We start from the raw sequence: 25302 nt of genomic DNA, 5'->3' as shown, positions 1-25302 counted from the left end.
GGTGACGCCGCACCGGCGGTGCGGCGTCACCGCTCGGCTCAGGGCGCGGGGATGTTCTCCAGGCTCTTGTACGGGAAGTAGCGCTGCACGCCGAGCCGGGCTCCGCCCGGGGTGACGCCGTCCAGGGCGCCGACCACGGTGCGCAGCTCGATCGAACCCTCGTCCTCGGCGAAGCGCTCCCAGGCCGGCATGTCCTCCCACTCCGCGTAGTTGAGCACCCGCCGGCCGTCCTTGCTCGCATGGAAGTGCGCTCCCAGCAGTCCGGCGGGACGGATCCGCTCCAGCATCTCGATGACCGCGTCGCTCAGGGCTCGCTGGCTCTGCGGCCCCTCGGTCTCGAAGGTGGGCGTGACGAGCACACCCGGGCGTCGGCCCGCGCTCTCCTGCGGTACGTAGCTGCGGTGCAGCGCATAGCGCACGACGCCGGGGCGTTCGATGCCGGGCACGGCCTCGTCGACCCTGCCGATGGCTGCGGGGCGCCGTGTCCGCACCCACTCCCGATGGGCGTCGTCGTCCGTCCACTGCGCGTAGTTGAGGACTTCGCCGCCGTCCTCGCTCAGGAACGCGGTCAGTGAGAGCATCGCGTCCGGGCGCTCCTGGCGTTCCCACTCCCCGATCACGAGGTCGGCGGCGCGGCTCTGGACGTCCGGGGACGGCACGATCCAGGAGCTGACGAGGATGGTGCCGGCGTCCGTGCGGCGGACGTCGGGGAAAGTTGTCGCTATCGGTGCGGGCATGGTTGCGTCCTCCTGAGCCTTGTGGCGCGGTCGACACAGAGCCTCGCCCCTGAAGCGCGGTTGAGGTCAAGCGAGGGGATCGCCCTCGGGAGGGCGATCCCGTGGGGCGCCTGACTGGCGGACTCGCTGGTGGACTAACTGGCCGACTTCTTATGCTTGTTGAACTCCGCCACGTTCTTCTGCTGCTCCTCGAAGCTCGACGTGAAGCGGGTGTCGCCCGGCTTCACCGTCACGAAGTACAGCCAGTCGCCCTGTGCCGGGCTCGTCGCCGCACGCACGGCCTCCTCGCCGGGGTTGCCGATCGGGGTGGGCGGCAGCCCCATGCGCACGTAGGTGTTGTACGGGCTGTTGATCTTTGTGTCGCTGTCGCGGGTGTCCAGCGTCGACCGGTTCAGGGCGTAGTTGATCGTCGAGTCCAACTGCAGGGGCATGCCCTGGTCGAGGCGGTTGTAGATGACCCGGGCCACCTTCCCCATGTCCGCCTTGGAGCCGGCCTCGGCCTCGATCATGCTCGCGATGGTGACGGTCTGGTAGATGTTCACCGCTTTCCGGTCGGCGCCCGCCGTGACCTTGCCGCCGTTGAACCTCTTGGTCGCCGTGTTCACCATGTACGACAGGACGGACGCCGGAGTCGACCGGGAACTGATCGGATAGGTCGCCGGGAAGAGATACCCCTCGGGGTTGCCGCCCGCGTCACCGGGGAGTTTGAGGCCCGCCTTGGGCAGGCTCTTCTTCGTGGTGCCCGACGGCACCCCGAGCACCTTGTCGATGGCGCCGTACACCTGGCCCGATCGCCAGCCCTCGGGGATGGTCAGCGACTCGGGGCGCGTCGGCTTGTCGTCCGGGAGGAGAAGCGGCACCGCCACGGCGGTGGCGGCCACGACGGCTCCGGTCGCGATCAGGGCGATCCAGCCCCGACGCGTCAGTCGAATCGCGCCCCGGCGCGGAGTCTTGGTCTGCAGCATGCGGGCACGGTATCCCGCAGATGCGGACATTCCGTGCATATCTTCATGTCGCTGGCTCCAGTTGGGCGTCTCTGCGGACCAGGGCGGCGTAACGGCCGTCCCGCTCCAGGAGCTCCTCGTGGCTGCCGCGCTCGGCGGTCCTGCCCGCGTCGAGGACGACGATCTGGTCGGCGCCGCGGACCGTCGAGAGCCGGTGGGCGATGGTGAGCGTCGTCCGATCGGCGGACAGCGCGTCGATGGCTTCCTGCACGGCGTGCTCGGTGTGGGTGTCCAGGGCGCTGGTGGCCTCGTCCAGGATGAGCACGGGCGGGTCGCGCAGGATCGTACGGGCGATGGCGAGGCGCTGCTTTTCGCCTCCGGAGAAGCGGTGGCCGCGCTCGCCGACGACGGTGTCGTACGCATCGGGCAGGGACGCGATGTGGTCGTGGATCTGGGCGGCGCGGGCGGCCGCGATCAGCTCCTCGTCGGTGGCGTCCGGCTTGGCGAAGCGCAGGTTCTCGGCGACCGAGGCGTGGAAGAGGTACGTCTCCTGGGAGACGACGCCGACCGCGCGGGCCAGCGTGTCGAAGTCCAGGTCGCGCACGTCGACGCCGTCGATGGTGACGCGGCCGCCCGTCACGTCGTACAGCCGTGGCACGAGATAGCTGAGCGTCGACTTCCCGGAGCCGGTGGGGCCGACGACGGCCAGGCTGCCGCCCGCGGGGACGGTGATGTCGATGCCGTCGAGGATCGGGCGGCTGCGGCCCTCTTCGGTGTCGCCGTCCGCGTCGTAGCGGAACTCGACGCCCTCGAAGCGGACCTCGCCCTTGATCTTGTCGAGGCGCACGGGGCGCTCCGGCTCGGTGATGTCGATGGGCAGGTCCAGATACTCGAAGATGCGCTGGAAGAGCGCGAGCGAGGTCTGGATCTGTACGCCGGTGGAGAGCAGGCTCACGGTCGGCCGGAACAGGCCCTGCTGGAGCGAGACGAAGGCGACGAGCGTGCCGATCGAGACCGTCGGGCCGCCGAGCTGGAAGGCGAGGCCCGCCGTCCAGTAGATGACGGCGGGCATGGCGGCCATGACGATCGTGATGACGGCCATGCGCCAGCGCCCCGCCATGTTCGACCGGACCTCGAGGTCGACCAGTTGCTCGGACTCGTCGGCGAAGGACTTGGTGAGCGAGTCGGCGCGGCCCATGGTGCGGCCGAGCAGGATGCCGCTGACGGAGAGCGACTCGGTGACCGTGGCGGCCATCGCGGCCATCTGCTTCTGGCGCTGCGTGGCGATCTTCTTGCGCTCGCGGCCGACCCGGCGGCTTATCCACACGAACACGGGCAGCAGGAGCAGCGAGACGACGGTGAGGCGCCAGTCGAGGGCGAGCATCGCGACGATGGTGGCGACGACGCTGGTGAGGTTGGAGACCAGGGACGTGGCGGTGGAGGTGACCGTCGCCTGCATGCCGCCGATGTCGCTGGCGATGCGGGACTGGACCTCACCGGTGCGGGTCCTGGTGAAGAAGGCGAGCGACATGCTCTGCAGCCGGCCGTAGACGGCCGTGCGCAGGTCGTGCATGACGCGCTGGCCGACCGTCGTGCTGATCAGTGTCTGCAGGACGCCGAAGACGCTGGTGACGACCGCGCTGAGGATCATGCCGAGGGCGAGCAGGCTCAGCAGGCCCGTCCGTCCCTGCGGGATGGCGGTGTCGAGGATTTCCCTCAGCAGGAAGGGGGTGGCGACCGAGACCAGGGAGGCGGCGCCGACCAGGAGGCCGACGATCGCGAGGCGGCCGCGATAGGGGCGGAAGAGGCGCAGGATGCGGCGGATCTGCCGAGGCTGCTCCTCTTGGCCCGGGACCAAGGGCGGCTGCGGTGTCCACCGGGGTTCGTCGTGACGCATGGGCTCCTACGGGAGGTGAGGCGGCCGTCGGCCCGCGGGCCGCCCATGACGGACGGTCCACGAGCCGACGATGACTGATGGAGCATAGCTCACTGTTACCTATGCTCACAATGCACAAGGTCCTGATAATGTTCCCGCATGAACACCCCGGACGCCGACGGCCTGCTCGCCGAACAGCTGCTGCGGCTGACCCGCAGGCTGCACCGCATCCAGAAGCGCCATCTGGTGCCGATCGGCATCACCCCGGCCCAGTCCCGTCTGCTGCGCACCCTCGCGCACTGCGAGACGCCGCCTCGCATGGCCGACCTCGCCCAGCGCCTCGAAGTGGTCCCGCGCGCGGTGACGAGCCTGGTGGACGGCCTGGAGGCGAGTGAGCTCGTCCGCCGCGTGCCCGATCCCACCAACCGCCGGGTGATCCGCATCGAGCTCACCGACGCCGGACGCGGTGCGCTCAGGGAGCTGCGCAGCGCGCGCCGGGCCGCCGCAGAGGACATCCTTGCTCCATTGGACGCCGAGCAGCGTGCGCAGCTCGGCGGCCTGCTGAACGCGCTGTTCGATGTGCCGGACGTCCGCCGCCGCTGAAATCGTCTCTCACACCGCCGAGGAGAGCCCATGCCGCTGCTGGAGCCGAAGCCGCAGGCCCTGCGCCCCACGTCGCGCGCGGAGGGCCCGGCCCCCGACCGGGTGCCGGACCGGCGGTCCACGGGCACTCCGGAGCCGCTGCGCTCGGAGCTGTCCGCGCTGCTCGGCGCCGACAAGGTCCTGACGGGCATCTCCGACCTGGTGCGGTACGCGTCCGATGCGAGCCCCTACCGCTTCGTGCCGCAAGTGGTGGTCGTCGCGGAGGACATCGACGACGTCTCCGCCGTCCTGTCGTACGCGCACGGCAGGAGCCGCGAGGTCGTCTTCCGCGCGGCGGGCACCTCGCTCAACGGCCAGGCGCAGGGCGAGGACATCCTGGTCGACGTGCGCGAGCACTGGGCTGGCGTCGAGGTCATCGGCGACGGGGAGCGGGCGCGGCTCGGCCCGGGGACGACGGTCGTGCGGGCCAACGCCACGCTCGCCCGGCACGGACGCGTGCTCGGCCCCGACCCGGCGAGCGCGATCGCCTGCACGATCGGCGGGGTCGTCGCGAACAACGCCTCCGGGATGACCGCGGGCACCACCCGCAACTCGTACCGCACAGTCGCATCCCTCACCTTCGTCCTGCCGACGGGCACGGTCGTCGACACGGCGGAGCCGGACGCGGACGATCAGTTGGCGCACGCCGAACCCGCCCTCTGCGAGGGCCTGTTGGCGATCAAGCGCGAGATCGAGGCGGACCCGGAGCTCACCGCCCGCATCCGCGCCAAGTACGAGATCAAGAACACGAACGGCTACCGCCTGGACGCCTTCCTGGACGGCGCCACGCCCGTGGAGATCCTGCGGGGTCTGATGGTGGGCTCCGAGGGCACCTTCGGATTCATCTCCGAGGTCGTCTTCGACACGCTCCCGCTGGACCGCCGGGTGACCACGGGCCTGCTCTTCTTCCCGTCCCTGCCGGCCGCAGCCGCGGCGGTCCCGCTGTTCAACGAGGCGGGGGCGCTGGCCGTCGAGTTGATGGACGGCAACACGCTGCGCGCGTCGACCCGTGTGGCGGGGGTGCCCGCCGACTGGGGGCAGCTCCCCAAGTCGACGGCGGCGCTCCTGGTGGAGTTCCGTGCACCGGACGAGGCGCGCCAGGAGGCGTACGAAGCTGCGGCCGCCCAGGTCGTCGAGGGGCTCGAACTGGTCGCGCCGGTCGCCTCGGTGACGAACGCGTTCACCCGCGACGCGAAGACGATCGGGGGCTACTGGAAGGCGCGCAAGGCTTTCGTGACGGCGGTCGGCGGATCACGCCCCTCCGGGACGACGCTGATCACCGAGGACTTCGCGGTGCCGCCGTCCCGACTCGCCGACGCCTGCGAGGCCCTCCTCGATCTCCAGACGCGGCACGGCTTCGACGCGGCCGTCGCGGGGCACGCCGCGCACGGCAATCTGCACTTCCTGCTCGCCTTCGACGCGGGAAAGCCGTCGGACGTGGAGCGCTATGCCGCGTTCATGGACGACTTCTGCCGGCTGACCGTCGAGCGCTTCGACGGCTCGCTGAAGGCCGAGCACGCGACGGGGCGCAACATCGCGCCCTTCCTGGAGCTCGAATGGGGCGCCAAGGCCACGGAGTTGATGTGGCGCACGAAGCAGGTCATCGACCCGGACGGGGTGCTCGCGCCGCGCATCGTCCTGGACCGCGACCCGAAGGCCCATCTCCGGGGACTGAAGACGATCCCCAAGGTGGAGCTGATCGCGGACCCGTGCATCGAGTGCGGCTTCTGCGAACCGACCTGCCCCAGCGAGGACTTGACCACGACACCGCGCCAACGGATCGTGCTGCGCCGCGAGATGATGCGCCAGGCGGCAGGATCACCGGTCGAGAACAGCCTGGTCGACGCGTACGGCTATGACGCCGTGGACACCTGCGCCGGGGACTCGACCTGCAAGCTCGCCTGCCCGGTCGGCATCGACACTGGCGCCCTGATGAAGGAGTTCCGGCACGCGCGGCACTCCCCGCGCGAGGAGCGGGCGGCCGCGCTCGCCGCCAAGAACTTCAAGGCGGTCGAGGCCTCCGCACGGCTTGCCGTGGCCGCCGCCGACCGGATCAGCGACCGGCTGCTGACCACGGTGACCCGCGCCGCGCGCAAGGCCGTACGCCCCGATCTGATCCCCGAGTGGCTGCCGGTCATCCCCGGAGCGGCCGCCCGCCGGCTCCCGTACACCGCACGCGTGGGCGCGAGCGCCGTCTACTACCCGGCGTGCGTCAACCGCATCTTCGGCAGCCCCGGTGACCGCTCGCTGCCCGAGGCGCTGGTCGCCCTCTCCACGCGCGCGGGCAGGCCGGTCTGGATTCCGGACGATGTCGCCGGGACGTGCTGCGCGACGATCTGGCACTCGAAGGGGTACGACGCGGGCAACACCGTCATGGCCAACCGCATCGTCGAGGCCGCCTGGGGCTGGACGGCGGGCGGCCGGCTGCCGCTGGTCGTGGACGCCTCGTCCTGCACGCTCGGCATCGCGCACGAAGTCGTGCCCCATCTCACCGCCGACAACCGTCAGTTGCACCAGGAGCTGACCGTCGTCGACTCCCTCGTCTGGGCCGCCGACGAGCTGCTCCCCCACCTGACCGTGTACCGCACCGTCGGCTCCGCCGTCCTGCACCCCACCTGTTCCATGAGCCACCTCGGCGACGAGGCGCAGCTGCGGACCTTGGCCGAGGCCTGCGCGGACGAGGTGGTCGTCCCGGACGACGCCGGGTGCTGCGCCTTCGCGGGCGACCGCGGCATGCTGCACAAGGAGCTGACGGAGTCGGCAACCCGCAAGGAGGCGGCGGAGGTCACCGCCCGCGACTTCGACGCCCACCTCTCGGCGAACCGCATGTGCGAGGTCGGCATGGACCATGCGACGGGCCGTCACTACTACTCCGTACTCCTGGAGTTGGAGCGCGCGACCCGTCCGTGATGTCACCCGGAGCCGGTCAGTCACGACCGTCACCCGGGACCGGTCAGTGCACGGCTTCCCGATCGTGGTGCGGCCGGGAAGCCATGGGCTCGGCGTGCCGGCGGCCATGGGCGCGCCCCGGGCGGACCGGCCACCAGGTGCTGCGCCCGAGGATCGCGGCGAGCGCGGGCACCAGGACGATGGAGAGGACGAAGGCGGAGAGCATGATGCCCAGCGCCGTCGCGAAGCCGATCTGCTGGGTGCCGGGGTTGGAGTTGACGCCGAGGCTGCCGAAGGACGCGGCGAGGACGACGCCCGCCGTGGCGATGGCGGGCGCGGTGTGGCGCACCGCGCGGGCGACGGCGGCGCGGGCCGGTCCCGGGTGTTCCATCTCCTCCCGGATGCGGTCGCTGATGAGGATGTTGTAGTCGGTGCCGAGGGCGACGACGAAGAGGAAAAGGACCAGCGGCAGAACGAAGTTGACGCCCGGCTTGTCGAGAAGGTGCTGGAAGACGAGGGCGGAGGCGCCGAGGGTCGCGGCGAAACCGAGACCGACGGCGATCATGAGGATGGCCGGGGCGAGCAGACTGCGGAGCAGGACGAGCAGGATGAGGGCGATCAGCGCGGCGGCGACCGGGAACACGATCTTCAGGTCGTGGTCGACGGCGGTCGAGATGTCGGCGAAGATCGCGGCCGTGCCGCCGACATGGGCTTCGGTCCCGGCGGGGGTGTGGTGGGCGACGGTGTCGCGGACCGGCCCGGAGACGAGATCGCGGGCCTGCTGGCTCTGGGTGTCGGCGGTCAGATAGAGGTCGATACGGGCGGCCGAGCGGTCGCCGTTGAGGGCGGTCTTGCCGACCTGGCCGACGCCCTTGACCTCGGCGAGGGCCTTGGGCAGGGCGCCGATTCCTTCGGCGGTGAGGGTGCGGCCCTCCTTGGCGGTGACGTAGACGGTGGTCGGGTCGGACACTCCGGCGGGCAGCGTTCGGGAGATCTCGGCGGCGGTGGTCGCGGCCGGGGTGTCCTGCTCACCGGTCGTCTGCCCGAAGTCCATCCGGATGCCGACCAGTCCGGCCGCGAGCGCTCCGAGCAGGGCGACGGAGGCAAGGACCAGGGTGAACGGGCGGCGGGCGACGAGATCGCCGACGCGGGCGGCCGCGCCGGGCCGGGGCTCGCGCTTGAGGGAGCGTGAGGGCCAGAACATCTTGCGCCCGGTGACCGCGAGCAGCGCGGGCATCAGCGTGAGGCTGGCAAGGAGCATGACGAGCACCGCGACGGCGATCGCCGGACCGAGCACACGGAACTGCCCGAAGGTCGCGATCCCCAGCGTCGCGAAGGCGGCCACGATGGTGAGGGCGGCCGAGGTGATCGCGGTGCCGACGCGGGCGCTTACCTCGCCCGAAATGGTCCGCGCGGGCGCGTCGGGGTGGGCCCGCAACTGTTCGCGGAACCGGAAGAGGAGAAAGAGGAAGTAGTCGACGCCGATACCGATCAGGACGACGCTGATCATGCTCGGCGTGGAGGGGTCGAGTTTGATGCCGGTGAGCATCGCGGCGCCGACGACCGCGCCCGCCGCCGCGCCGCCGATGATGACGACGGCGAGCAGCGGAACGAACGCGGCGAGCACGCTGCGGAACACCAGGATGTTGATCAGCACGATCAGGCCGACCATCAGGATGCCGACGACCTTCTCGGTGTTCTCCTCGGCGTCGCCGGTGTCGACGAGGTCCGCAAGACCGCCGGTGAATCCGGTGCGCATCCCGGCCTCGGCGAACTCGTCCTTCGCCTCCTCGCGGAAGGCGCGGTAGAGGTCGTGCAGGCCGGGGTCCGTGGAGTTGCCCGTCAGCTGTACGGAGAGCAGCTCGAAGTCGCGGTCGGGCGCGACCATGGCGGGGCTGACCTCGGGCGTCTGGGAGTGGTCCTCGGTCAGGAAGGCGGGGGCGTCCTCCTTCGGCTCGGGCATCTCGACCCGCTGGCGGCCCAGCTTCTCGGCGACGGCGCCGACACGGCGGTGGTCGGGTCCGGTGAGGGGCTTGCCGTCCTCGCGGGCGACGAGGACGGTCACCGCGTTGGCGTCGGGCTGCACCCCGAACCGCTCCTCGGCGATCTTCAGTGCGGCGGCCGAGTCGTACTTCGCGGGCAGGAAGTCGCCGCTCTGGGTCTCGGTGACGCGGTAGACGAGGGCCTGGCTGAGCAGGGTCAGGAACATGCCGATCACCGCCCAGAGGGCGATGACCTTCCATGGATTGCGGGTGGAGAACCCGGTCAGGGCGCGGATCACTTTTTCCTCCGGCAGTGGGTGGAGCGCCGGGTTCTCCCGGCCTGTGACCAGCTCATCAGCGCGGATCCGGCGAATCGTCCGAGCGCGGAACGAGAAGCGGACTGGGAGCAAGGGCCGTACGAGGCCACCGACCAGGACCGTGGTCCCAGACCGAGGATCGGACCGGAGGAGGGGGTGGATCTGAAAGCCGATGCCAGAATGGATCAAGACATGACAGTCGTGACGTACCGGCAGCGGCCGGCGCGGGCGGCTGGGGGGAGGACCAGAATGTCGACGACGCGCCCTGCCGGCGGGGGTTCCGGGGCTCCGGGGGCTCCGCCGAGCGGCGAGACGCTGCCATGGACGCGCAACGACGGCCTTGTCGCGGTCGGGGCCGCGGCCCTTGACCTGATCGGCTTCACGCTCAGCAGCCACGCCGACCTCGGGTATGTCCCGGCGGCCGGGTTCGCGCTCCTCGTGGTGTCCGCGCTGCCGCTCCTCGCCCGCCGCCGCGCCCCGCTGTCGGCACTCGCGGCCGTCCTGCTGGTGAACCTGGTGCTGAACCTGACCGTTCCGGTCTCGCAGCACTTCAACATCACCGTCGTGGTCGCCCTCTACACGGTCGTGCGGTTCCGGGGCCCGGTCGTGACGGCGGCGGCGACGCCGGTGGCCGTGGCGATGCCGCTGGTGGGGCAGGCGCCGCCGCCGACCGTCGTGGACGTGCTGGCCAACGCGGCCACCGGGGTGCTCGTGCTCATCGGTGCGGCCGTGATGAACCACTGGCAGCGGGACATCGAGGCCAAGCGCCTGCTGCTCGCCGACCGTGCCGTGACCGACGAACGGCGGCGCATCGCCAGGGAGTTGCACGACATCGTGGCGCACCACATCACCACCATGCAGCTGATGGCCGGGGGCGCCCGTGCGAACCTCGCCGGTGATCCGGAGGTGGTCAGGGAGGCGCTGGTCACCCTGGAGGGTTCCGGGCGGATGGCTCTGCGCGAGATGCGGCAGCTCCTTGACGTGCTGCGCGCCGGAGACGAGTCGGAGGACGCGCCGACCGCACCGCAGCCCGGGGTCGGGGACCTGGAGCGGATCGTGGCGGAGTCGTGCCGGGCCGGACTGCCGACCGAACTCGAGGTACGGGGCGATGAGCGGCCGCTGCCGCCGAGCGTGGGCCTGACCGTGTTCCGGATCGTGCAGGAGGCGCTGACCAACGCGCGCAAGTACGCGGGCGAGGCGCGGGCGACCGTACAACTGACGTACGAGCCGGACGGGTTGGCCGTCGAGGTGTCGGACGACGGCGCGGGCAGCGGCTTCGGGGGCTCCGCGTCGGGTTCCGGTTACGGGCTTGTCGGGATGCGGGAGCGGGTCGCGCTGTACGGCGGGACGCTGGAGACCGGTCCGCTGGACGAGGGCGGGTTCCGGGTGTCGGCCCGGCTGCCGCTGAAGGCCGAGGAGGGGGCGCTGCGATGAGCGAGACGGCAAGTGAGTCGGCGGACGGCTCGATGAGTGGACGGACCATCAGGGTGCTGATCGCGGACGACCAGCCGCTGGTGCGGCGCGGCCTCGCGCTGATCCTTTCGCCCGATCCGGCCTTCGAGGTGGTGGGCGAGGCGGGCGACGGCGCGGAGGCGGTGGCCCTCGCGCACCGGCTGCGGCCCGACGTCGTCGTGATGGACATCCGGATGCCGGTCCTCGACGGGGTCGGCGCGACCGGCCTGCTCGCCCAGGAGTTGCCCGGGTGCCGGGTGCTCGCGCTGAGCACCTTCGACATGGACGAGTACGTGGTGGCGGCGCTGCGCGCGGGAGCCTACGGCTTTCTGCCCAAGGACATCTCCCCGGAGGAACTGGTCGCCGCGGTGCGCGTGGTGCACACCGGGGAGGCCGCGGTCGCACCCCGGCTGCTGACCCGGCTGATCTCCACGTACGTCAGGACCCCGCGCCGCCCGGAGCCGCCCTCCGTGAGCGTGAACGACCTGACTCCGCGCGAGTCGGAGGTGTGGCGCCTTATGGCCACGGGGCTCGACAACGCGGAGATCGCGGACACGATGGACATCAGCGTGTCGACCGTGAAGAACCACATCACCAGCGTCTTCGGGAAGCTCGGCGTCCGCGACCGGGCCCAGGCGGTGATCGCCGCGTACGAGACGGGGCTTGTCTCGGTGGGCGGCCAGGGATAGCAGGGAGCGGCGCTGCGAAACAGCTGTTTCAGGCCTGCCGCGACGACGAGTCCATGCATTGGGCAAGGAAGTCCAACTCTCTGGCCACTTCGGTCCCTTGCGCACCCGCCGCACCGCTATCAGGGTGGCTTCCGCCCCAGTGGTAGAGACCAGCCGCCCATCGCTACGGAGGTCCCGATGCACGACGAGAACGCGACACCGGCCCCTGACGAGTCCACCGAGGGCCACACGTCCTCCGACGGCCACTCCCGCCGCACCGTGCTGCGCACCGCAGGACTCGCCGGTGCCGGGCTCGGGCTCGGCGCCTTCACCGGCGGCACCGCCCAGGCCGACACCCCGCAGGGGGCGACCGCCGAGGCCGCCGAGGCGCCCGCCCGCCAGGGCGAGACCATGGTCGGCGTGCCGTTCGAGCGGCGCTCCACGGTGCGGGTCGGCATCGTCGGGCTCGGCAACCGCGGCGGCAGCATGATCGACCTGTTCCTCGCGATCCCGGGGGTGAAGGTCGTCGCGCTGTGCGACCCGGTCAAGGACAAGACGGCGCAGGCCGCGAAGAAGGTCACCGACGCGGGCCAGCCCGCCCCGGCGACGTACACCAAGGGCGATCACGACTACGAGAACCTCTGCAAGCGCGGCGACATCGACTTCGTGTACGTCGCGACGCCCTGGGACTGGCACTTCGACATGGCCAAGTCGGCGATGCTGAACGGCAAGCACGTCGGCGTGGAGTGTCCCATCGCCCTGCAGCTCGACCAGTTGTGGGAACTCGTCGATCTCTCCGAGCGCACCCGCAGACACTGCATGCAGCTGGAGAACTGCTGCTACGGCAAGAACGAGATGCGCGTCCTGCGGATGGCTCACGCCGGAAAGTTCGGTGATCTGCTGCACGGTGCGGGCGCGTACAACCACGATCTGCGCGGCCTGATGTTCGACCCGGACTACTACGAGGGCCCGTGGCGGCGGCTGTGGCACACACGGCTGCGCGGCGACCTCTACCCCAACCACGGCTTCGGCCCGGTCTCCAACTACATGGACATCAACCGTGGTGACCGCGTCACGCACATCTCCAGCTTCGGCACGCCCGCCCTCGGTCTCGCCGAGTACCGCAAGGCCAACATGCCGGCGGGCGACCCGAGCTGGAAGGAGACGTACATCGAGAGCGACCGCACCATCAGCCTCGTCCAGACGGCGAAGGGGCGGGTGATCCGTCTGGAGCACGACGTGTCGACCCCCCACCCCTACAGCCGCATCAACAGCCTCGGCGGCACGAAGGGCGTCTTCGAGGACTACCCCTCGCGCATCTACATCGAGCCGGACCACACGAACGACGAGTGGGGCGACTTCGCCAAGTACGCCGAGGAGTTCGACCACTGGCTGTGGAAGGAGCACTCCAACCCGCCCGGCGGGCACGGCGGCATGGACTACATCATGATCTTCCGTCTGATGCAGACCATGCAGCTCGGCCTGGTGCCCGACTTCGACGTCTATGACGCCGCGACCTGGACGTCGCCCGTGCCGCTGAGCCACCTCTCCATCAAGGCGAAGGGTGCGCCGCAGGCGATTCCCGACTTCACTCGCGGGCTGTGGAAGAAGGCGCGTCCGGGAGTGGACTCGGAGAAGCCGCAGGCGTAAGGGACTTGGGCCCGGCAGTGCTCGTCTCAGCGCTGCCGGGCTCCTGTGCCTGTTCCGGCTGTTCCGGCTGTTCCGGTACGAAGGCGATCTCGCCGCCGAGGACCTTCTTGGCGCGTGCCGTGTCGAGGGCGCCCTCCCAGCGGGAGACCACGAAGACGGCGACGCAGTTGCCGAGCAGGTTCGTGGCGACGCGCATGGCGTCCATGATGCGGTCCACGCCGAGCAGCAGCGCCACCGCTCCGGCAGGGATGACCCCGAGCGCGGAGGCCGTCGCGGACAGCGCGAGGAAGGCCGAACCGGGCACGCCCGCCATGCCCTTGCTGGTCAGCATGAGCACGAGGACCACGGTGATCTGCTGGCCCAGGCTCAGGTCCACGCCCACCGCCTGCGCGATGAACAACGTACCGATGGAGAGGTAGATCGAGGCGCCGTCGAGGTTGAAGGAGTACCCCGTCGGCAGGACAAGGCCCACCGCGTCGTCGCGGCAGCCCGCCTGGCGCAGCTTCTGCATCATGCGCGGCATGACGGTCTCGCTGGAGGCCGTGCCGAGCGCGAGCAGCATCTCCTCACGGGTGTAGCGGACGAACTTCCACAGGCTCAGGCCGGTGAGCGCCTTGAGGGCGAGACCGAGCAGTACGAGGAAGATCAGGGCCACCGCGTAACAGACGCCGATGAGCTTGCCGTACGTCGACAGGGCGCCGAGGCCGTACTCCCCCACCAGGTGGGCGGTGGCTCCGAAGACGGCGAGCGGGGCCAGCTTCATGATGAAGCCGACGATCGCGAAGACGATCTCCTGGCCCTGTTCGATGGCGGGCAGGATCGCGGGGACCTTGGTGTTGCCGAGGTGCAGCAGCGCCGCGCCGACCAGGCAGGACAGTACGAGGACTTGGAGCAGGGAATTCTCCGCGAAGGCTCCGACGGCGCTGTCCGGCAGCGAATGCAGGATGAACTCGCTGGTCGAGGGCAGTTCACCGCCGCCGGTCTTCTCGTCGACGGCCGAGGCGTCGAGCTGGGAGGGATCGACGTTCATGCCGGCGCCGGGGCTCACCAGGTTCCCGGCGAGCAGGCCGACCACCAGGGCGACCGTGGTGGCGACTTCGAACCAGATCAGCGCCTTGAGCCCGATGCGGCCGAAGGCCTTGAGATCTCCGGCCTTGGTGATGCCGGCGACGACCACGCAGAACACGAGCGGGGCGATCATCGCCTTGATGAGACGTACGAAGCCGTCGCCGAGCGGTTGGACGGCCGTGCCCGCGTGGGGCCACAGCCGTCCGACGACGACTCCTATCACCAGCGCGCAGGCGACCTGCGCGAACAGTGAGGTTCGCAATGTGCGTGCGACGCGTCCCGGTATGGACGGTACGGACTGCGGCACGGGCACTCCTGTAGAAAGACTTCAAGTGACTTCTGCCATGCGGAAGTTTGTTTCCGCGGTGCGTCACTATTGCGGAGTGCCCGCTTCCGTAGAAGACCTCCAGATCACATCGGCGTAAATCTTGGATCTTGCTCCAAATCGGCCCTGGGCGGACCGACCCGTTCAGCAGCGCAGCCGGTCCTCCGTCAGCGTCCCCTGCACGGTGGCAAGCGTGCGGTCGTGGCAAGGGCCGTCCCCATACACGCGGTAGCGCTCGCGGGAGGTGCCGACGGCGTGCCGGTCCTCGCGCGGGACGTTGGCGGTGTACGTCGCATCGCCCTCGTACCGGTCATCGGCCACGGACCGTCCGGTGCGGCGGCCGTCGTGCGCGGTGACCGTCTCCGTCCGGTCCCCGAGCGCGATCTCGGTGCGCAGACGGTCGCCGGCGCCGAGCGTCGTCGTGCCGTCCATCGTGTACGTACGGTCGGTGTGCACCGCACGGCCGTTGACGGTGACCGTCTCGCGGTCCGTCCAGGTGGATTCGAGCGCGTCCGTGGACTCGCCCTCGGTCCAGCGGTGCACGGAGGTGTTGCCGAGCGCGCGGGTGACGGTGGTCTCGACGCGGCCGTGGGAGGTGTCGACGTACCCCGAGACGCTGAGCCGGTGGCTGCCGCGGGTGTCGAGGCGGTGCTCCTGCTCCGGCGAACCGGGGGTGTACGTCGCCTTGTTGGCGAGCTCGCCCGCCCGGTGTCCGGTCAGCTTCCCGGTGACCCGCTCGCTCTTCTCGTCCTGCCAGACCAAGATGTTGGTCGGCGTGTGCCAGCCGGTCGTCGCCTCCGGCCTGCCCGCGACGGAGACCTCCACCTGGTGCGGGCGGCCGTCGTTGAGCAGCCCCGCGAACGGCGTCAGGTCGTACTCGATGGGCTTGATGTCGAAGGCGCGGGGCCCTGGAATGACGTACCACAGGAAGGGATTGGACCAGCCACCCGTCCACACGGTCGGGAACGGCGTGGCGATTCCGGCGAGTTGACCGTCCACGGTGACCTGCACCTCGCGGTAGGGGCCGTCATCGGCCTTGCAGGAGTACGGCGCGGCGTCGGGCACCGTCAGATACCAGTACTCCTCACAGCCGCCGCCCGAGCCGGTCGCGTAGACCTCGGCGACGATGCGTTCGCTGTTGCGCGGGGTGGTGACGGTGGTGGCGTCGCCGAGGGGCAGGACGCGGTCGGGCGGTGCCTGCTTGGTGGTGTGCTTCTCCGGCTCGTAGAACGTCAGCGTGGCCTTGACGTCGATGATGCCGGTGTACGTCTCGTTGACGACGTTCCCGATGAGCATCTCGACCTGCTGGTCGCGGCTCAGCGTCTCGCGGTAGCGCGTGACGTCCTTCTCCACGGACCAGGTGATGCCGTCCACCGACGGCTCCGGAGTGGACGTGCGGAAGACCTCGACACCGCCGATGCGGAGATAACCGAGGCGGTCGTACTGCCGGCCCTTCACCTTGCCGTCGAGGCGCAGCACGACCTTGCCCCAGTTGCCCTTGCCGCACTTCTCGGGCGGGGCGTAGTCGCCCTTGTAGGGCGTGAAGTCCTTGAACTGGGCCTCGGCCACGGTCACTTCGCACGACTTCGTGTGCGGCTTCTCGATGGGCGGGGCCGCCGTGACCGGGTCGTGCCAGTCGTTGCCGAATTCCGGCGGGGGTGTGTCGGCCGATGCCGGGCCCGAGCTGTCGGCCCATGCCGGGCCCGCGCTGAGGAGTGTGCTCGCCGCGAGGGTGACCCCGACGAGCATGGACATGACGCGTCTTCTCATGGGGGATTTCTACGCCCGGGGGGCCTGGCGGAGCTAGCCCTTCAGGTTCGTCATGTCAGCCCTTCAGGTTCGCCTTGTCACCCATGACCACGACCGGGTGCCGCTTCGGATCGAGGTTCTTCAGGAGGTACTCCATGCCCGGCTTCGACAGGCTCACGCACCCCGACGTACCGCTCCCGTGGTCCATGTGCAGCCAGATGCTGCCGCCCTTGGCCTGGCCCTGGGGTCGGTTCGGGTCGTTGGGCGGGGTGCCCTTGGCGCGGTTGTAGTCGATGGCGATCACGTAGTCGAAGTCGTGCCAGTGGGTCTTGGGCCAGTAGTGCGGGGCCTGCATCGACGCGCTTTGCGTGTACGGGAACTTGGCACCCGGATCGGCGAGCACACCGCCCGCGTCGGTGAGCGTGAAGACACCGACCGGGCTGCGCTTGTCGTTCTCGCGGTGGTCGGTGGTCCAGCCCTTCTTGCCGTTGTGGGCGGGCCAGCTGCGGGTCTTGTCCCAGGTGCCGTCGGACTTCGTGTACAGGACGACGGTGGACTTCGCCGAGTCCTCGCCCTGTCCGTAGACCGCGACGAGCTGTTGCGCGTTCGCGGGGATCTTGCCCTGGAGGCGGTCGCCGACGTCGGGGATGCGCTTGAGGTCCTCGGTCGCCGGCGCCTCCGCTCCCTTCGCCTGGCCCGCGCCCGTGTCGTCCTTCTTCGCCGCGTCCTTCGTCCCGTCCTTCGCCCCGTCGTCCGAACTTCCGCAGGACGTCAGAAGAACGCCGCAGGCCGCGACCGCGACCGCCGCTCGCACCGCACCAGCTCTACGCATCCGTCCATGGTCGCACCCGGCACGGCGAACCCGTCCCGAGCCCCTGGCCCGCCCGGAGAACGGGCCGAATCTTTACTCCCCGGCAGAAAACCGTTTGCCTCGGCCCACCGTACGAGGCGAACCTTTCACGGCCTGTTACCGCCGACTCACCGCCGCACCACCGCTGGCACACCCCTGCCATACCGCCGCCCGCACACGGCCGTCCGTTCACGCCGGCTCTCTCCGCCGAACCGACGGTCCCCCGCTCCTAGCTCTGGGACGTCATGCAGATTCGCGATCTTCCGTACGCCGACCCGGGCATGCCGGATGCCCGCTCGGGCCCGCGCTTCCTGCTCTGGCTCGGACGGAACCAGCTCGGCGGTCAACTCAAGTCGCTCGCCTGGGGGCTGCTGCACTTCGGCTCCATCGCGGTGCTCCCGTACCTGGTCGGCGTGGCCGTGCAGGCGGTGGTCAACCGCTCCGGGGACCGGCTCGCCCTTGCGGGCGGGCTGATGCTGCTGTGCGGGCTCGCCATCGCCGTGGGCGACACCATGCTGCACCGCACGGCGGTCACCAACTGGATCACCGCGGCCGCCCGTGTCCAGCAACTGCTGGCCCGCAAGACCGCGCAGCTTGGCTCGGCGCTCACGCGACGCGTCGCCGCCGGTGAGGTGGTCGCGGTGTCCACCGGTGACGTCGAGAAGATCGGCTGGTTCGTGGAGGCGGCCTCGCGGTTCCTGGCGGCCGCGCTCACGGTCGTCCTCGTCTGTGCCGGGCTCGTCGTGTACCAGCCCGCGCTCGGCGTGTTCGTCGCGGTGGGCGTCCCCGTGCTCGCGCTCGCCGTCCTGCCGCTGCTGCCGCGCGCCACCCGGCGCGCCGACCATCAGCGCGAGAAGGCCGGGCGTGCGACCGAACTGGCTTCGGACACGGTGGCCGGCCTGCGCGTGCTGCGCGGCATCGGCGGCGAGGAACTGTTCCTCGACCGCTACCGCCGCGCCTCGCAGGAAGTGCGTACGGCCGCCGTGCGCAGCGCCCGGATGTGGGCGACCATCTCGGCGGTCCAGGTACTGCTTCCGGGGCTGCTGCTCGTCGTGGTCGTCTGGCAGGGCGTGACCCTGGCCCGCGAAGGGCGGATCACGATCGGTGAACTGGTCACCGTCTACAGCGCGATCACGATGCTGACCTATCCCCTGCGGCACTTCGAGGAGATCGCGATGGCCTACAGCTTCTCGCGCCCCTCGGCCAAGCGCGCGGCCCGCGTGCTCGCCCTGGAGCGGGTGACGCACCCCGGCGGTCCTGACGAGGACGTGGAAACGCCCTCCGGTGACCTCTACGACCCGGCGACCGGGCTGCTCGCTCCCGCGGGCGTCCTCACCGCCGTCGTGTGCGGTGACCCGGACGAGGCGGGGCGGCTCGCGGAACGGCTCGGCGGGCACGCCGCGTTCGACGGTGCGGAGAAGCTGCCGTCGGTGCTGCTCGGCGGGGTGGAACTCGACGCGGTGCCGCTGGCCGCCGCCCGCACCGCCGTCCTCGTCCAGGACAAGGACCCGGTGCTGCTCTCCGGTACCCTCCGCGGGCTCCTCGACGTCCCCGCTTCGGGAGCGGTGAGCGCCGACGATGCCCTGACGGCCGCGCAGTGCGCCGACGTTCTTGACGCCCTGGCGCAGGCCTCGGTGGACGAGGCCCCGCTGGACGCGCATGTAACGGAGCGCGGACGTTCCCTGTCCGGCGGGCAGCGGCAACGGCTCGCGCTGGCCCGCTCGTTGGTGACCGACGCGGGCGTCCTCGTCCTCGACGAGCCGACGTCCGCCGTCGACTCGCACACCGAGGCGCGGGTCGCCGACGGCATCAGGGATCTGCGCCGGGGACGCACGACCGTGGTCCTGACGTCGTCGCCGCTGATCCTCGACCGGGCCGAGCGGGTCGTCTTCCTGTACGAGGGCGAGGTCGTGGCGGTGGGCGAGCACCGCGAGCTGGTGCACAGCGAGCCACGCTACCGCGCGGTCGTCACGCGTGAGACGGACGACGAGCTGGCCCCGACGCTCATCACCAACCACGACATCGATATCGACATCGAGGAGACGGCATGATCGGCCTGGCGCCACCGGAGTACGACCCGGCGGCACCGACGACCGCGGAGACCCTGCCCGTCGGCGCGCCGGCGACCGTGGGGGCGTACGTCCGCGAGCTGCTGCGGCGGCACCGCGGGGCGTTCGTCGCCCTCGTCACCGTCAACACCCTGGCCGTGATCGCCTCGTTGGTCGGCCCCTACGTACTCGGCGATCTCGTCGAGAGCGTCTCGGACGGCGCGCGCGATCTCCATCTGGAGCGCACCATCGGCCTGTTCACCGTGGCCCTGGTCGTCCAGGCCTTCTTCGTCCACCAGGTGCGGCTGCGCGGCGCCATGCTCGGTGAACGGATGCTGGCCGATCTGCGCGAGGACTTCCTCGTGCGGTCGGTCGGACTGCCGCCCGGTGTGCTCGAACGGGCCGGAACCGGTGACCTGCTGTCGCGGATCACCACGGACATCGACCGCCTCGCGAACGCCATGCGGGAGGCGGTGCCGCAGCTCGCGATCGGTGTGGTGTGGATCGTGCTGCTGATCGCGGGGCTCACCGTGACGGCGCCGCCGCTTGCGCCCGCCGTCCTGGTCGCGGTGCCGCTGCTGGTGGTCGGCTGCCGCTGGTACTTCAAGCGGGCGCCGTCCGCCTACCGTTCGGAGGCCGCCGGGTACGCCGCCGTCGCCGCCGCGCTCGCCGAGACCATCGACGCGGGCCGGACCGTGGAGGCGCACCGGCTCGGGGAGCGCCGGGTCGCGCTGTCGGAACGCCGCATCAAGGAGTGGACCGCGTGGGAACGGCACACGCTCTACCTGCGCTCCGTCCTCTTCCCGGTCATCACCTTCACGCACACCATCGTGCTGTGCTCGGTGCTGATGATCGGCGGCGCGTTCACCCTGCAGGGCTGGATCAGCGTCGGCCAGCTGGCCACGGGCGCGCTGATCGCGCAGATGCTCGTCGATCCGCTGGGGATCATCCTGCGCTGGTACGACGAACTGCAGGTCGCCCAGGTGTCGTTGGCCCGGCTCGTCGGCGTACGCGACATCGAACCGGACGCGGGCGACTCCTCGGTGGCTCCGGACGGGCGTGACGTGCTCGCGGACGACGTGCACTTCGGCTACCGGGCGGGTGTCGACGTGTTGCGGCAGGTGTCGCTCGCCGTCGAGCCGGGCTCGCGCGTCGCCCTGGTCGGCCCGTCCGGCGCGGGCAAGTCCACGCTGGGCAGGCTGCTCGCCGGGATCTACGCGCCGCGCGACGGCCGAGTCACCCTGGGCGGCGCCGAGTTGTCGGACATGCCCGCGGAAGCGGTGCGCGCACATGTGGCCCTGGTCAACCAGGAGCACCACGTCTTCGTGGGCTCCCTGCGCGACAACCTTCTGCTCGCCAGGACCGGGGCGCGGGACGCCGAACTGTGGGCCGCGCTCGGTGCGGTCGACGCCGACGGCTGGGCACGGGCCCTTGACGAGGACCTGGACACCGAGGTCGGCTCGGGCGGCTTCGCGCTGACCCCGGCACAGGCCCAGCAGATCGCGCTGGCCCGTCTGGTCCTCGCCGACCCGCACACCCTGGTCCTCGACGAGGCGACCTCCCTCCTCGACCCGCGCGCGGCACGCCACTTGGAGCGCTCCTTGGCCCGCGTCCTGGACGGCCGCACGGTCGTCGCGATCGCGCACCGACTGCACACCGCGCACGATGCGGACGTCATCGCGGTGGTCGAGAACGGGCGGATCAGCGAACTGGGCAGCCATGACGAGCTGGTGACCGCGGACGGGGCGTACGCGGCGCTGTGGAGGTCTTGGCACGGGTGAGGCGACCGGCAGCCGGCAGCCGGCAGTGGATGGTTGTCGCCGGATGTGGACAAGGCGGGGCGCCGACGGACCGTACGGTTTCGGGGAAATCGGCGCTCTGGAGGCGTACATGGACAGCAATCGCGGTGCGCGGACGGCCTTGATCGTGGGTGCGGGTGTCGCGCGTCTGACAGCGGGCATTGCCCTGGCGCGAGCAGGGGGTGGCGGGTCGACATCGCCGAAGTCGCCCGGGCGGGGGCGACTTCTGGCTGGGAGCTGTGTCTGACCAGACCCTCATTGCGGGCGCTGGACGAGCTGGGTCTCGCGGACACATGTCTGGTCGAGGGCTTCGGCATGAGCGTGATCACGCATGTGGACGGGCAGGGCGAGCCCGCGGGCCAGGTCAGGTTGCCGCGCCTGATCGGTGCCGAGCGGCCGGCGTTGGTCGGCATCGCGCGACCCGTCCTGCACCGCATCCTGCACGCGGAAGCCGAGCGGTGCGGCGTCGTGGTCCACCACTCGCTGAGTGTCGAGGCGGTGGCTCAGGAAGGGGACATGGTCCACGTGGTGTTGTCTGACGGGACGTTCGGCGGGTCACGCTGTTGGTCGGCGCGGACGGGATCCGCTCGTCGACGCGGAGTCTGCTGAGCCTGGGCCTTGAGACGACGCCCGACCATCACGGGCAGATGGTCTGGCGGGCTCTGGTGCCCCGCCCTTTGTGGGCCACCGGATCCATCAGTTCGCCGGGGCCGTCCACACCGCCGGCACCCTCGACAGGGCGACGGCGGGAGTCGTCAACCCCGGAGACACCCAGGAACTCCGACCGCTGCCGTGCAGTCGGACGTGGTTTGTGGGGCTGCGGATCGACACCGCCCTGATCGACCAGGAATTCACCGCGCTGACCGGGCACCCGCCGGTGTCCACCGTGCGCTTCAACTTCGCCCTCGACCTGGCCAAGGCTAAGGGCCGGGCCGTGCAATTCCTCGTCCGTTCCCTCCTGGAGCAACTGGACTACTCCGGGGACCCGCTGTTCCGGCGTGCGGAACTGCAGCGCATCCAGCTGCGATCCGTCGTCACCGCCCTCCTCCTGGCTCAGCCTCACTCACACACGGGCGAACTGCGCGACGGGCCTTCGCCAGTCCACCCGCGCTCCTTGCGGGCAGCCCTCGCCTTCATCGAGGCGAACCTCACAGAACGCATCCGCCTCGCCGACATCGCTCGGGCCGCCGGCTGCAGTCCCCGGACCGTCAGCCCTGCGTTCCGCGACCGGCTCGGCCTGTCCCCCATGTCGTACGTACGCAATCTGAGGCTTGACCGGATTCGTGCGGACCTCCTCGCCTCCACCGACCCGGTCGGCACCATCGCCTACCGGTGGGGCGTCTCCCACCTGGGCCGCTTCGCCGGCGAGTATCGCCACCGCTTTCACGAGCTGCCCTCGCACACCGCAGCCCGCAGGTGACCGCGGCCCCGGCAGGCCTCCCCGCGGGCCGCGTGTGGGCGGGCCCGCGAGGGAGGCCGCGGTCAGCGGGTGGTGTAGCCGCCGTTGAGGAAGAGCGTCTGCCCGTTGGCCCACCAGCCGTCCGTGAGGAGATGGCGGACCCAGGGGACGATGTCCTCGATCTTGGTGAGGTCGCCGTTCATGGCCGACGACTTGTGGTACGCCACGGAGTCGTCGGCCTCGGCGGGATAGAAGAACGAGGTGTCCATTGGGCCCGGAGCGATGTTGTTGACCGAGATGTTGCGGCCGAACAGCTCCTTCGACAGCGCCCGCGCGAAGTGCTCCACCGGCGCCTTGCTGCCCGCGTAGGACGAGTACAGACCGGTGTACGCGGCGAGCAGCGAGGTCACGATCGTGATGATCTTCCCGCCGTCCTCGATGCGCCGTGCGGCCTCGCGCATCACGAAGAACGCGGCCTTGGAGTTGACCGCGAACATCTGGTCGTACTCCTCCTCCGTGATCTCGGTGAGCGGCTTCTTCAGCACCATGCCTGCGGTGTTGACGCTGTAGTCCAGCTTTCCGAACCGGCTGACGACCTCGTCGAAGACCCGCTCCACCTCGGCGACCCTGGTCAGATCGCCCTGGATCGCGAACGCCCGGCCAGGGCCCGCGTTGATCTCGGCCACCACGTCCTCGGCCTTGGCGCGCGACGATTCGCTGTTGTAGTGCACGGCCACCGATGCGCCCTCGGCGCCCAGGGTCGTACTGATCAGCCCGCCGAGATTGCGGGACGCCCCGCCGACGAACGCGACCTTTCCACTGAGGTTCTTGTCCGGGTTCTGCACCATGACAGCCTCCTGCGATGTGTGTGAGGACAGCTCATGGCCCGGTGATCCGTGCTCATGAACCGGGCTCCACACTCGCCGCAGAGACGTGCGCCGATCTTGAACGATCGGAGCACGCGTGGAACAAACCGCTCACCGCTTGGGGCATAGGCAGGTGCATAGTGTTCCTGCCGGGCGGGCCCTCGGGTCTCAGACCGTGCCACGGCTGTCGCGCAGGAGGCGCGGGGTGGCCCCGCCGTGGCGGCGCATCATCCGCGTGAGGTGGCTCTGGTCGGCGAACCCTGTCTCCGTCGCGATGTCCGCGATCGCCCTGTCGGTGTGCAGCAACTCTTCGCGGGCCCTCTCCAGACGCTGCTGCAGCACGTACTGGTGCGGGGACTCGCCCGTCGATACCCGGAACACCCGGGTGAAGTGGGAGGCGCTGACGCCGGCCACCGCGGCCAGATCCGCGAGCGTGACGCGCTCGGCGAGGTTCGCGTGGATGTAGTCGATGACCTCGGCCAGTCTCCTGGGCGGCAGGCCGCCCTCGCGGACCGGGGCCTGCCCGCCGTCGGTGGCCAGGCGCAGCACCGTGGCGGCTGCCGCCTGCACCAATGACTGCGCGTACAGGGAGTCCGCGGGACCCGGCCCCGCGTACTCCGCCGCCAGTCGTTCGAGCAGCAGCTTCAGAAGCGGGTCGGTGAAGTGGAATCGGGGGACGATCTCCAGCGGGCCGGCGGCACCGCTCTCCGCCGCCATCTTCTCCAGCCACACCGGGTCGATGCCGAGCAGCAACAGCTCGACGTCGTCCTGCCAGCGCGGCCGTGAGGCCCACCCGGCCGGATTGACCAGTGCCTCCCCGGCGTGGAATCTCTCCCGCCGCGCCGTGCCATCCGCCGACCAGCGCAGATTCGCCGAGCGTCCGGTGTGCACCACCAGGACGTGCACCGGTGGGCCGACCGGCAGCGGCGCCACGTCCGACACGCCCGCCGCGCGCTCCCTCGACCGCTCCACCACGGCGTGGCCGAGCTCGGGCCCGCTCCCGTGGAGACACCGCAGATGAGGCTTGATGTGCGAAACACCCATCAAGCCATTGTCCGGCCGGACCCGCCGAGCCGCAGCTCGCCGCGAGACCCGCTGCCTCACGCCGCCCGCCGGTCCACGCGGTCCGCGCGGAGCGGGACCCTGGCGACCATGCTCGTACGGTCTGCGCCCGCGCTTGAGTTTCCGCCCGGGCTGCCCGCGCCGACGCCGTCGTCAGATGAAGTTGAGCGCGGCCGCGCCGCCCACGCCCCCGAGCAGCATGAACACCGGCATCAGCACCTTCAGCTCGATCCAGCTGCCCGCCCGGAACCGCATCACCTTCGGCGGCCCGATCGGGTACCAGCGCTTGCGGCCGATGGGAATGGGCCACAGGATCGGGCAGCCGGAGACCGTGAGGGCGTCGCCGATGTCGTGCACCAGCGCACCGAGCACGATCGGCAGGCCCAGCCACAGATACTCCTGGCCCGGTGCCGTGAACAGCCAGTCCGCGCCGTTGCCCGGCTTGTCCAGCACTCCGGCGAGGATCCAGGCACTGGTCGCGGCAAGGAGCCACACCAGCACATCGCTGCTGGATCCACGGGCGGCGCGCCACAGCAGGCCCTCGATGGCGAGCACCATGTGGACGAAGAGAATCGCGAGGACCGCCCAGCGCCCGCCGAAGATCGCCAGGGCCGCGGTGCCTGCACCGATCAGCACGGCCCACAGCCAGGTGTGCGTGAGGGTGCGGTGCCCGCCCGCGCGGCGCGGGTCGCCCTGCTTCCGGGTCGCCTTGTAGACGGCGGCCGACAGCTTGTCGACGATCTCGCACAGGCCCTTGGAGACCGGACCGAAGGCTCGCGAGATGGTCGCCGACTTGTGGTCGAGGTCCGGTGCGAGCGCCGCCCCGGCGCAGATCAGGGCCCCGACGAGGAGAACCGGCCAGGGCATCGTGTGCCCCGCGGCCGCCGCGGCCGCGCCGACGCCGAGCCAGGCCGCCGCCCCCGACAGTGAGTGTGCCGGTCCCATCATTGCTGTTCCCCGCCCCATTTCCGTTGTGCTG

General features: G+C 70.5%; 19 protein-coding genes. 9 read left to right on the top strand and 10 right to left on the bottom strand.

Annotated elements, in window-relative coordinates; all coding sequences use genetic code 11:
• Positions 1–38: 38 nt before the first annotated feature.
• The 3 genes from OG453_RS41775 to OG453_RS41765 form a co-directional block, all read right to left on the bottom strand.
• Positions 39–737, bottom strand: a complete 699-nt coding sequence (locus OG453_RS41775; protein WP_266874016.1) for an antibiotic biosynthesis monooxygenase — start codon at positions 735–737, stop codon at positions 39–41.
• 134 nt (positions 738–871) lie between these two features.
• Complete coding sequence (mltG, locus tag OG453_RS41770) at positions 872–1699, bottom strand: endolytic transglycosylase MltG (RefSeq protein WP_266874356.1); 828 nt, start codon at positions 1697–1699, stop codon at positions 872–874.
• A 46-nt stretch (positions 1700–1745) separates the two neighbouring features.
• On the bottom strand, positions 1746–3578 hold the full coding sequence (locus tag OG453_RS41765; RefSeq protein ID WP_266874014.1) for an ABC transporter ATP-binding protein: 1833 nt from the start codon (positions 3576–3578) through the stop codon (positions 1746–1748).
• A gap of 138 nt (positions 3579–3716) precedes the next feature.
• Here OG453_RS41765 and OG453_RS41760 point away from each other — a divergent pair, with 138 nt between their 5' ends.
• Both OG453_RS41760 and OG453_RS41755 read left to right on the top strand, forming a co-directional pair.
• On the top strand, positions 3717–4160 hold the full coding sequence (locus OG453_RS41760; protein ID WP_266874013.1) for a MarR family winged helix-turn-helix transcriptional regulator: 444 nt from the start codon (positions 3717–3719) through the stop codon (positions 4158–4160).
• A gap of 30 nt (positions 4161–4190) precedes the next feature.
• Complete coding sequence (locus OG453_RS41755; RefSeq protein WP_266874012.1) at positions 4191–7109, top strand: FAD-binding and (Fe-S)-binding domain-containing protein; 2919 nt, start codon at positions 4191–4193, stop codon at positions 7107–7109.
• Between the two features lie 43 nt (positions 7110–7152).
• Here the strand turns inward: OG453_RS41755 and OG453_RS41750 are convergent, their stop codons facing one another.
• On the bottom strand, positions 7153–9369 hold the full coding sequence (locus OG453_RS41750; protein ID WP_266874011.1) for an MMPL family transporter: 2217 nt from the start codon (positions 9367–9369) through the stop codon (positions 7153–7155).
• Positions 9370–9636: 267 nt separating this feature from the next.
• Here OG453_RS41750 and OG453_RS41745 point away from each other — a divergent pair, with 267 nt between their 5' ends.
• The 3 genes from OG453_RS41745 (at position 9637) to OG453_RS41735 (ending at position 13157) form a co-directional block, all read left to right on the top strand.
• Positions 9637–10821 carry a sensor histidine kinase gene (locus OG453_RS41745; protein WP_266874010.1) on the top strand — a complete coding sequence of 395 codons (1185 nt, stop codon included), beginning with the start codon at positions 9637–9639 and terminating at the stop codon, positions 10819–10821.
• Positions 10818–11528, top strand: coding sequence for a response regulator transcription factor (locus tag OG453_RS41740; protein WP_266874009.1), 711 nt, complete (start codon positions 10818–10820; stop codon positions 11526–11528). Before OG453_RS41745 ends, OG453_RS41740 begins: the two co-directional genes overlap by 4 nt.
• A gap of 177 nt (positions 11529–11705) precedes the next feature.
• On the top strand, positions 11706–13157 hold the full coding sequence (locus OG453_RS41735) for a Gfo/Idh/MocA family protein (protein WP_266874008.1): 1452 nt from the start codon (positions 11706–11708) through the stop codon (positions 13155–13157).
• Here OG453_RS41735 and OG453_RS41730 read toward each other — a convergent pair.
• The 3 genes from OG453_RS41730 to OG453_RS41720 all read right to left on the bottom strand — a co-directional run bounded on the left by OG453_RS41730 (position 13096) and on the right by OG453_RS41720 (position 17131).
• A complete protein-coding gene (locus OG453_RS41730) occupies positions 13096–14532 on the bottom strand; it encodes a cation:dicarboxylase symporter family transporter (protein WP_266874006.1) in 1437 nt (478 codons plus the stop codon). The two genes, OG453_RS41735 and OG453_RS41730, sit on opposite strands and share 62 nt — an antisense overlap.
• Positions 14533–14694: 162 nt before the next feature.
• Positions 14695–16320, bottom strand: a complete 1626-nt coding sequence (locus OG453_RS41725; RefSeq protein ID WP_266874005.1) for a peptide-N4-asparagine amidase — start codon at positions 16318–16320, stop codon at positions 14695–14697.
• Positions 16321–16375: 55 nt separating this feature from the next.
• On the bottom strand, positions 16376–17131 hold the full coding sequence (locus OG453_RS41720; RefSeq protein ID WP_266874004.1) for a L,D-transpeptidase family protein: 756 nt from the start codon (positions 17129–17131) through the stop codon (positions 16376–16378).
• A 263-nt stretch (positions 17132–17394) separates the two neighbouring features.
• On the opposite strand from OG453_RS41720, the gene OG453_RS41715 reads away from it, so the two are divergent.
• The 4 genes from OG453_RS41715 to OG453_RS41700 all read left to right on the top strand — a co-directional run bounded on the left by OG453_RS41715 (position 17395) and on the right by OG453_RS41700 (position 22416).
• Positions 17395–19200 carry an ABC transporter ATP-binding protein gene (locus OG453_RS41715; RefSeq protein WP_266874003.1) on the top strand — a complete coding sequence of 602 codons (1806 nt, stop codon included), beginning with the start codon at positions 17395–17397 and terminating at the stop codon, positions 19198–19200.
• Positions 19197–20978 (top strand): ABC transporter ATP-binding protein, encoded by a 1782-nt coding sequence (locus OG453_RS41710; RefSeq protein WP_266874002.1) that lies wholly within the window; start codon positions 19197–19199, stop codon positions 20976–20978. Before OG453_RS41715 ends, OG453_RS41710 begins: the two co-directional genes overlap by 4 nt.
• Before the next feature lie 45 nt (positions 20979–21023).
• Complete coding sequence (locus tag OG453_RS45290; RefSeq protein ID WP_323178751.1) at positions 21024–21605, top strand: FAD-dependent monooxygenase; 582 nt, start codon at positions 21024–21026, stop codon at positions 21603–21605.
• 70 nt (positions 21606–21675) lie between these two features.
• The gene (locus OG453_RS41700; RefSeq protein WP_266874000.1) at positions 21676–22416 is read left to right on the top strand and encodes an AraC family transcriptional regulator; all 741 of its coding nucleotides are present in this window, start codon (positions 21676–21678) and stop codon (positions 22414–22416) included.
• Between the two features lie 62 nt (positions 22417–22478).
• Here the strand turns inward: OG453_RS41700 and OG453_RS41695 are convergent, their stop codons facing one another.
• The 3 genes from OG453_RS41695 to OG453_RS41685 form a co-directional block, all read right to left on the bottom strand.
• Positions 22479–23243 (bottom strand): SDR family oxidoreductase, encoded by a 765-nt coding sequence (locus tag OG453_RS41695; RefSeq protein WP_266873999.1) that lies wholly within the window; start codon positions 23241–23243, stop codon positions 22479–22481.
• A gap of 186 nt (positions 23244–23429) precedes the next feature.
• Positions 23430–24305 (bottom strand): helix-turn-helix domain-containing protein, encoded by an 876-nt coding sequence (locus OG453_RS41690; protein ID WP_266873998.1) that lies wholly within the window; start codon positions 24303–24305, stop codon positions 23430–23432.
• A 171-nt stretch (positions 24306–24476) separates the two neighbouring features.
• Positions 24477–25271, bottom strand: a complete 795-nt coding sequence (locus OG453_RS41685) for a metal-dependent hydrolase (protein WP_266873997.1) — start codon at positions 25269–25271, stop codon at positions 24477–24479.
• Between the last annotated feature and the right edge of the window lie 31 nt (positions 25272–25302).

It is taken from the genome of Streptomyces sp. NBC_01381 (assembly GCF_026340305.1).
GTDB lineage: Bacteria > Actinomycetota > Actinomycetes > Streptomycetales > Streptomycetaceae > Streptomyces.
This window is presented reverse-complemented; position numbering and strand designations above follow the sequence as displayed.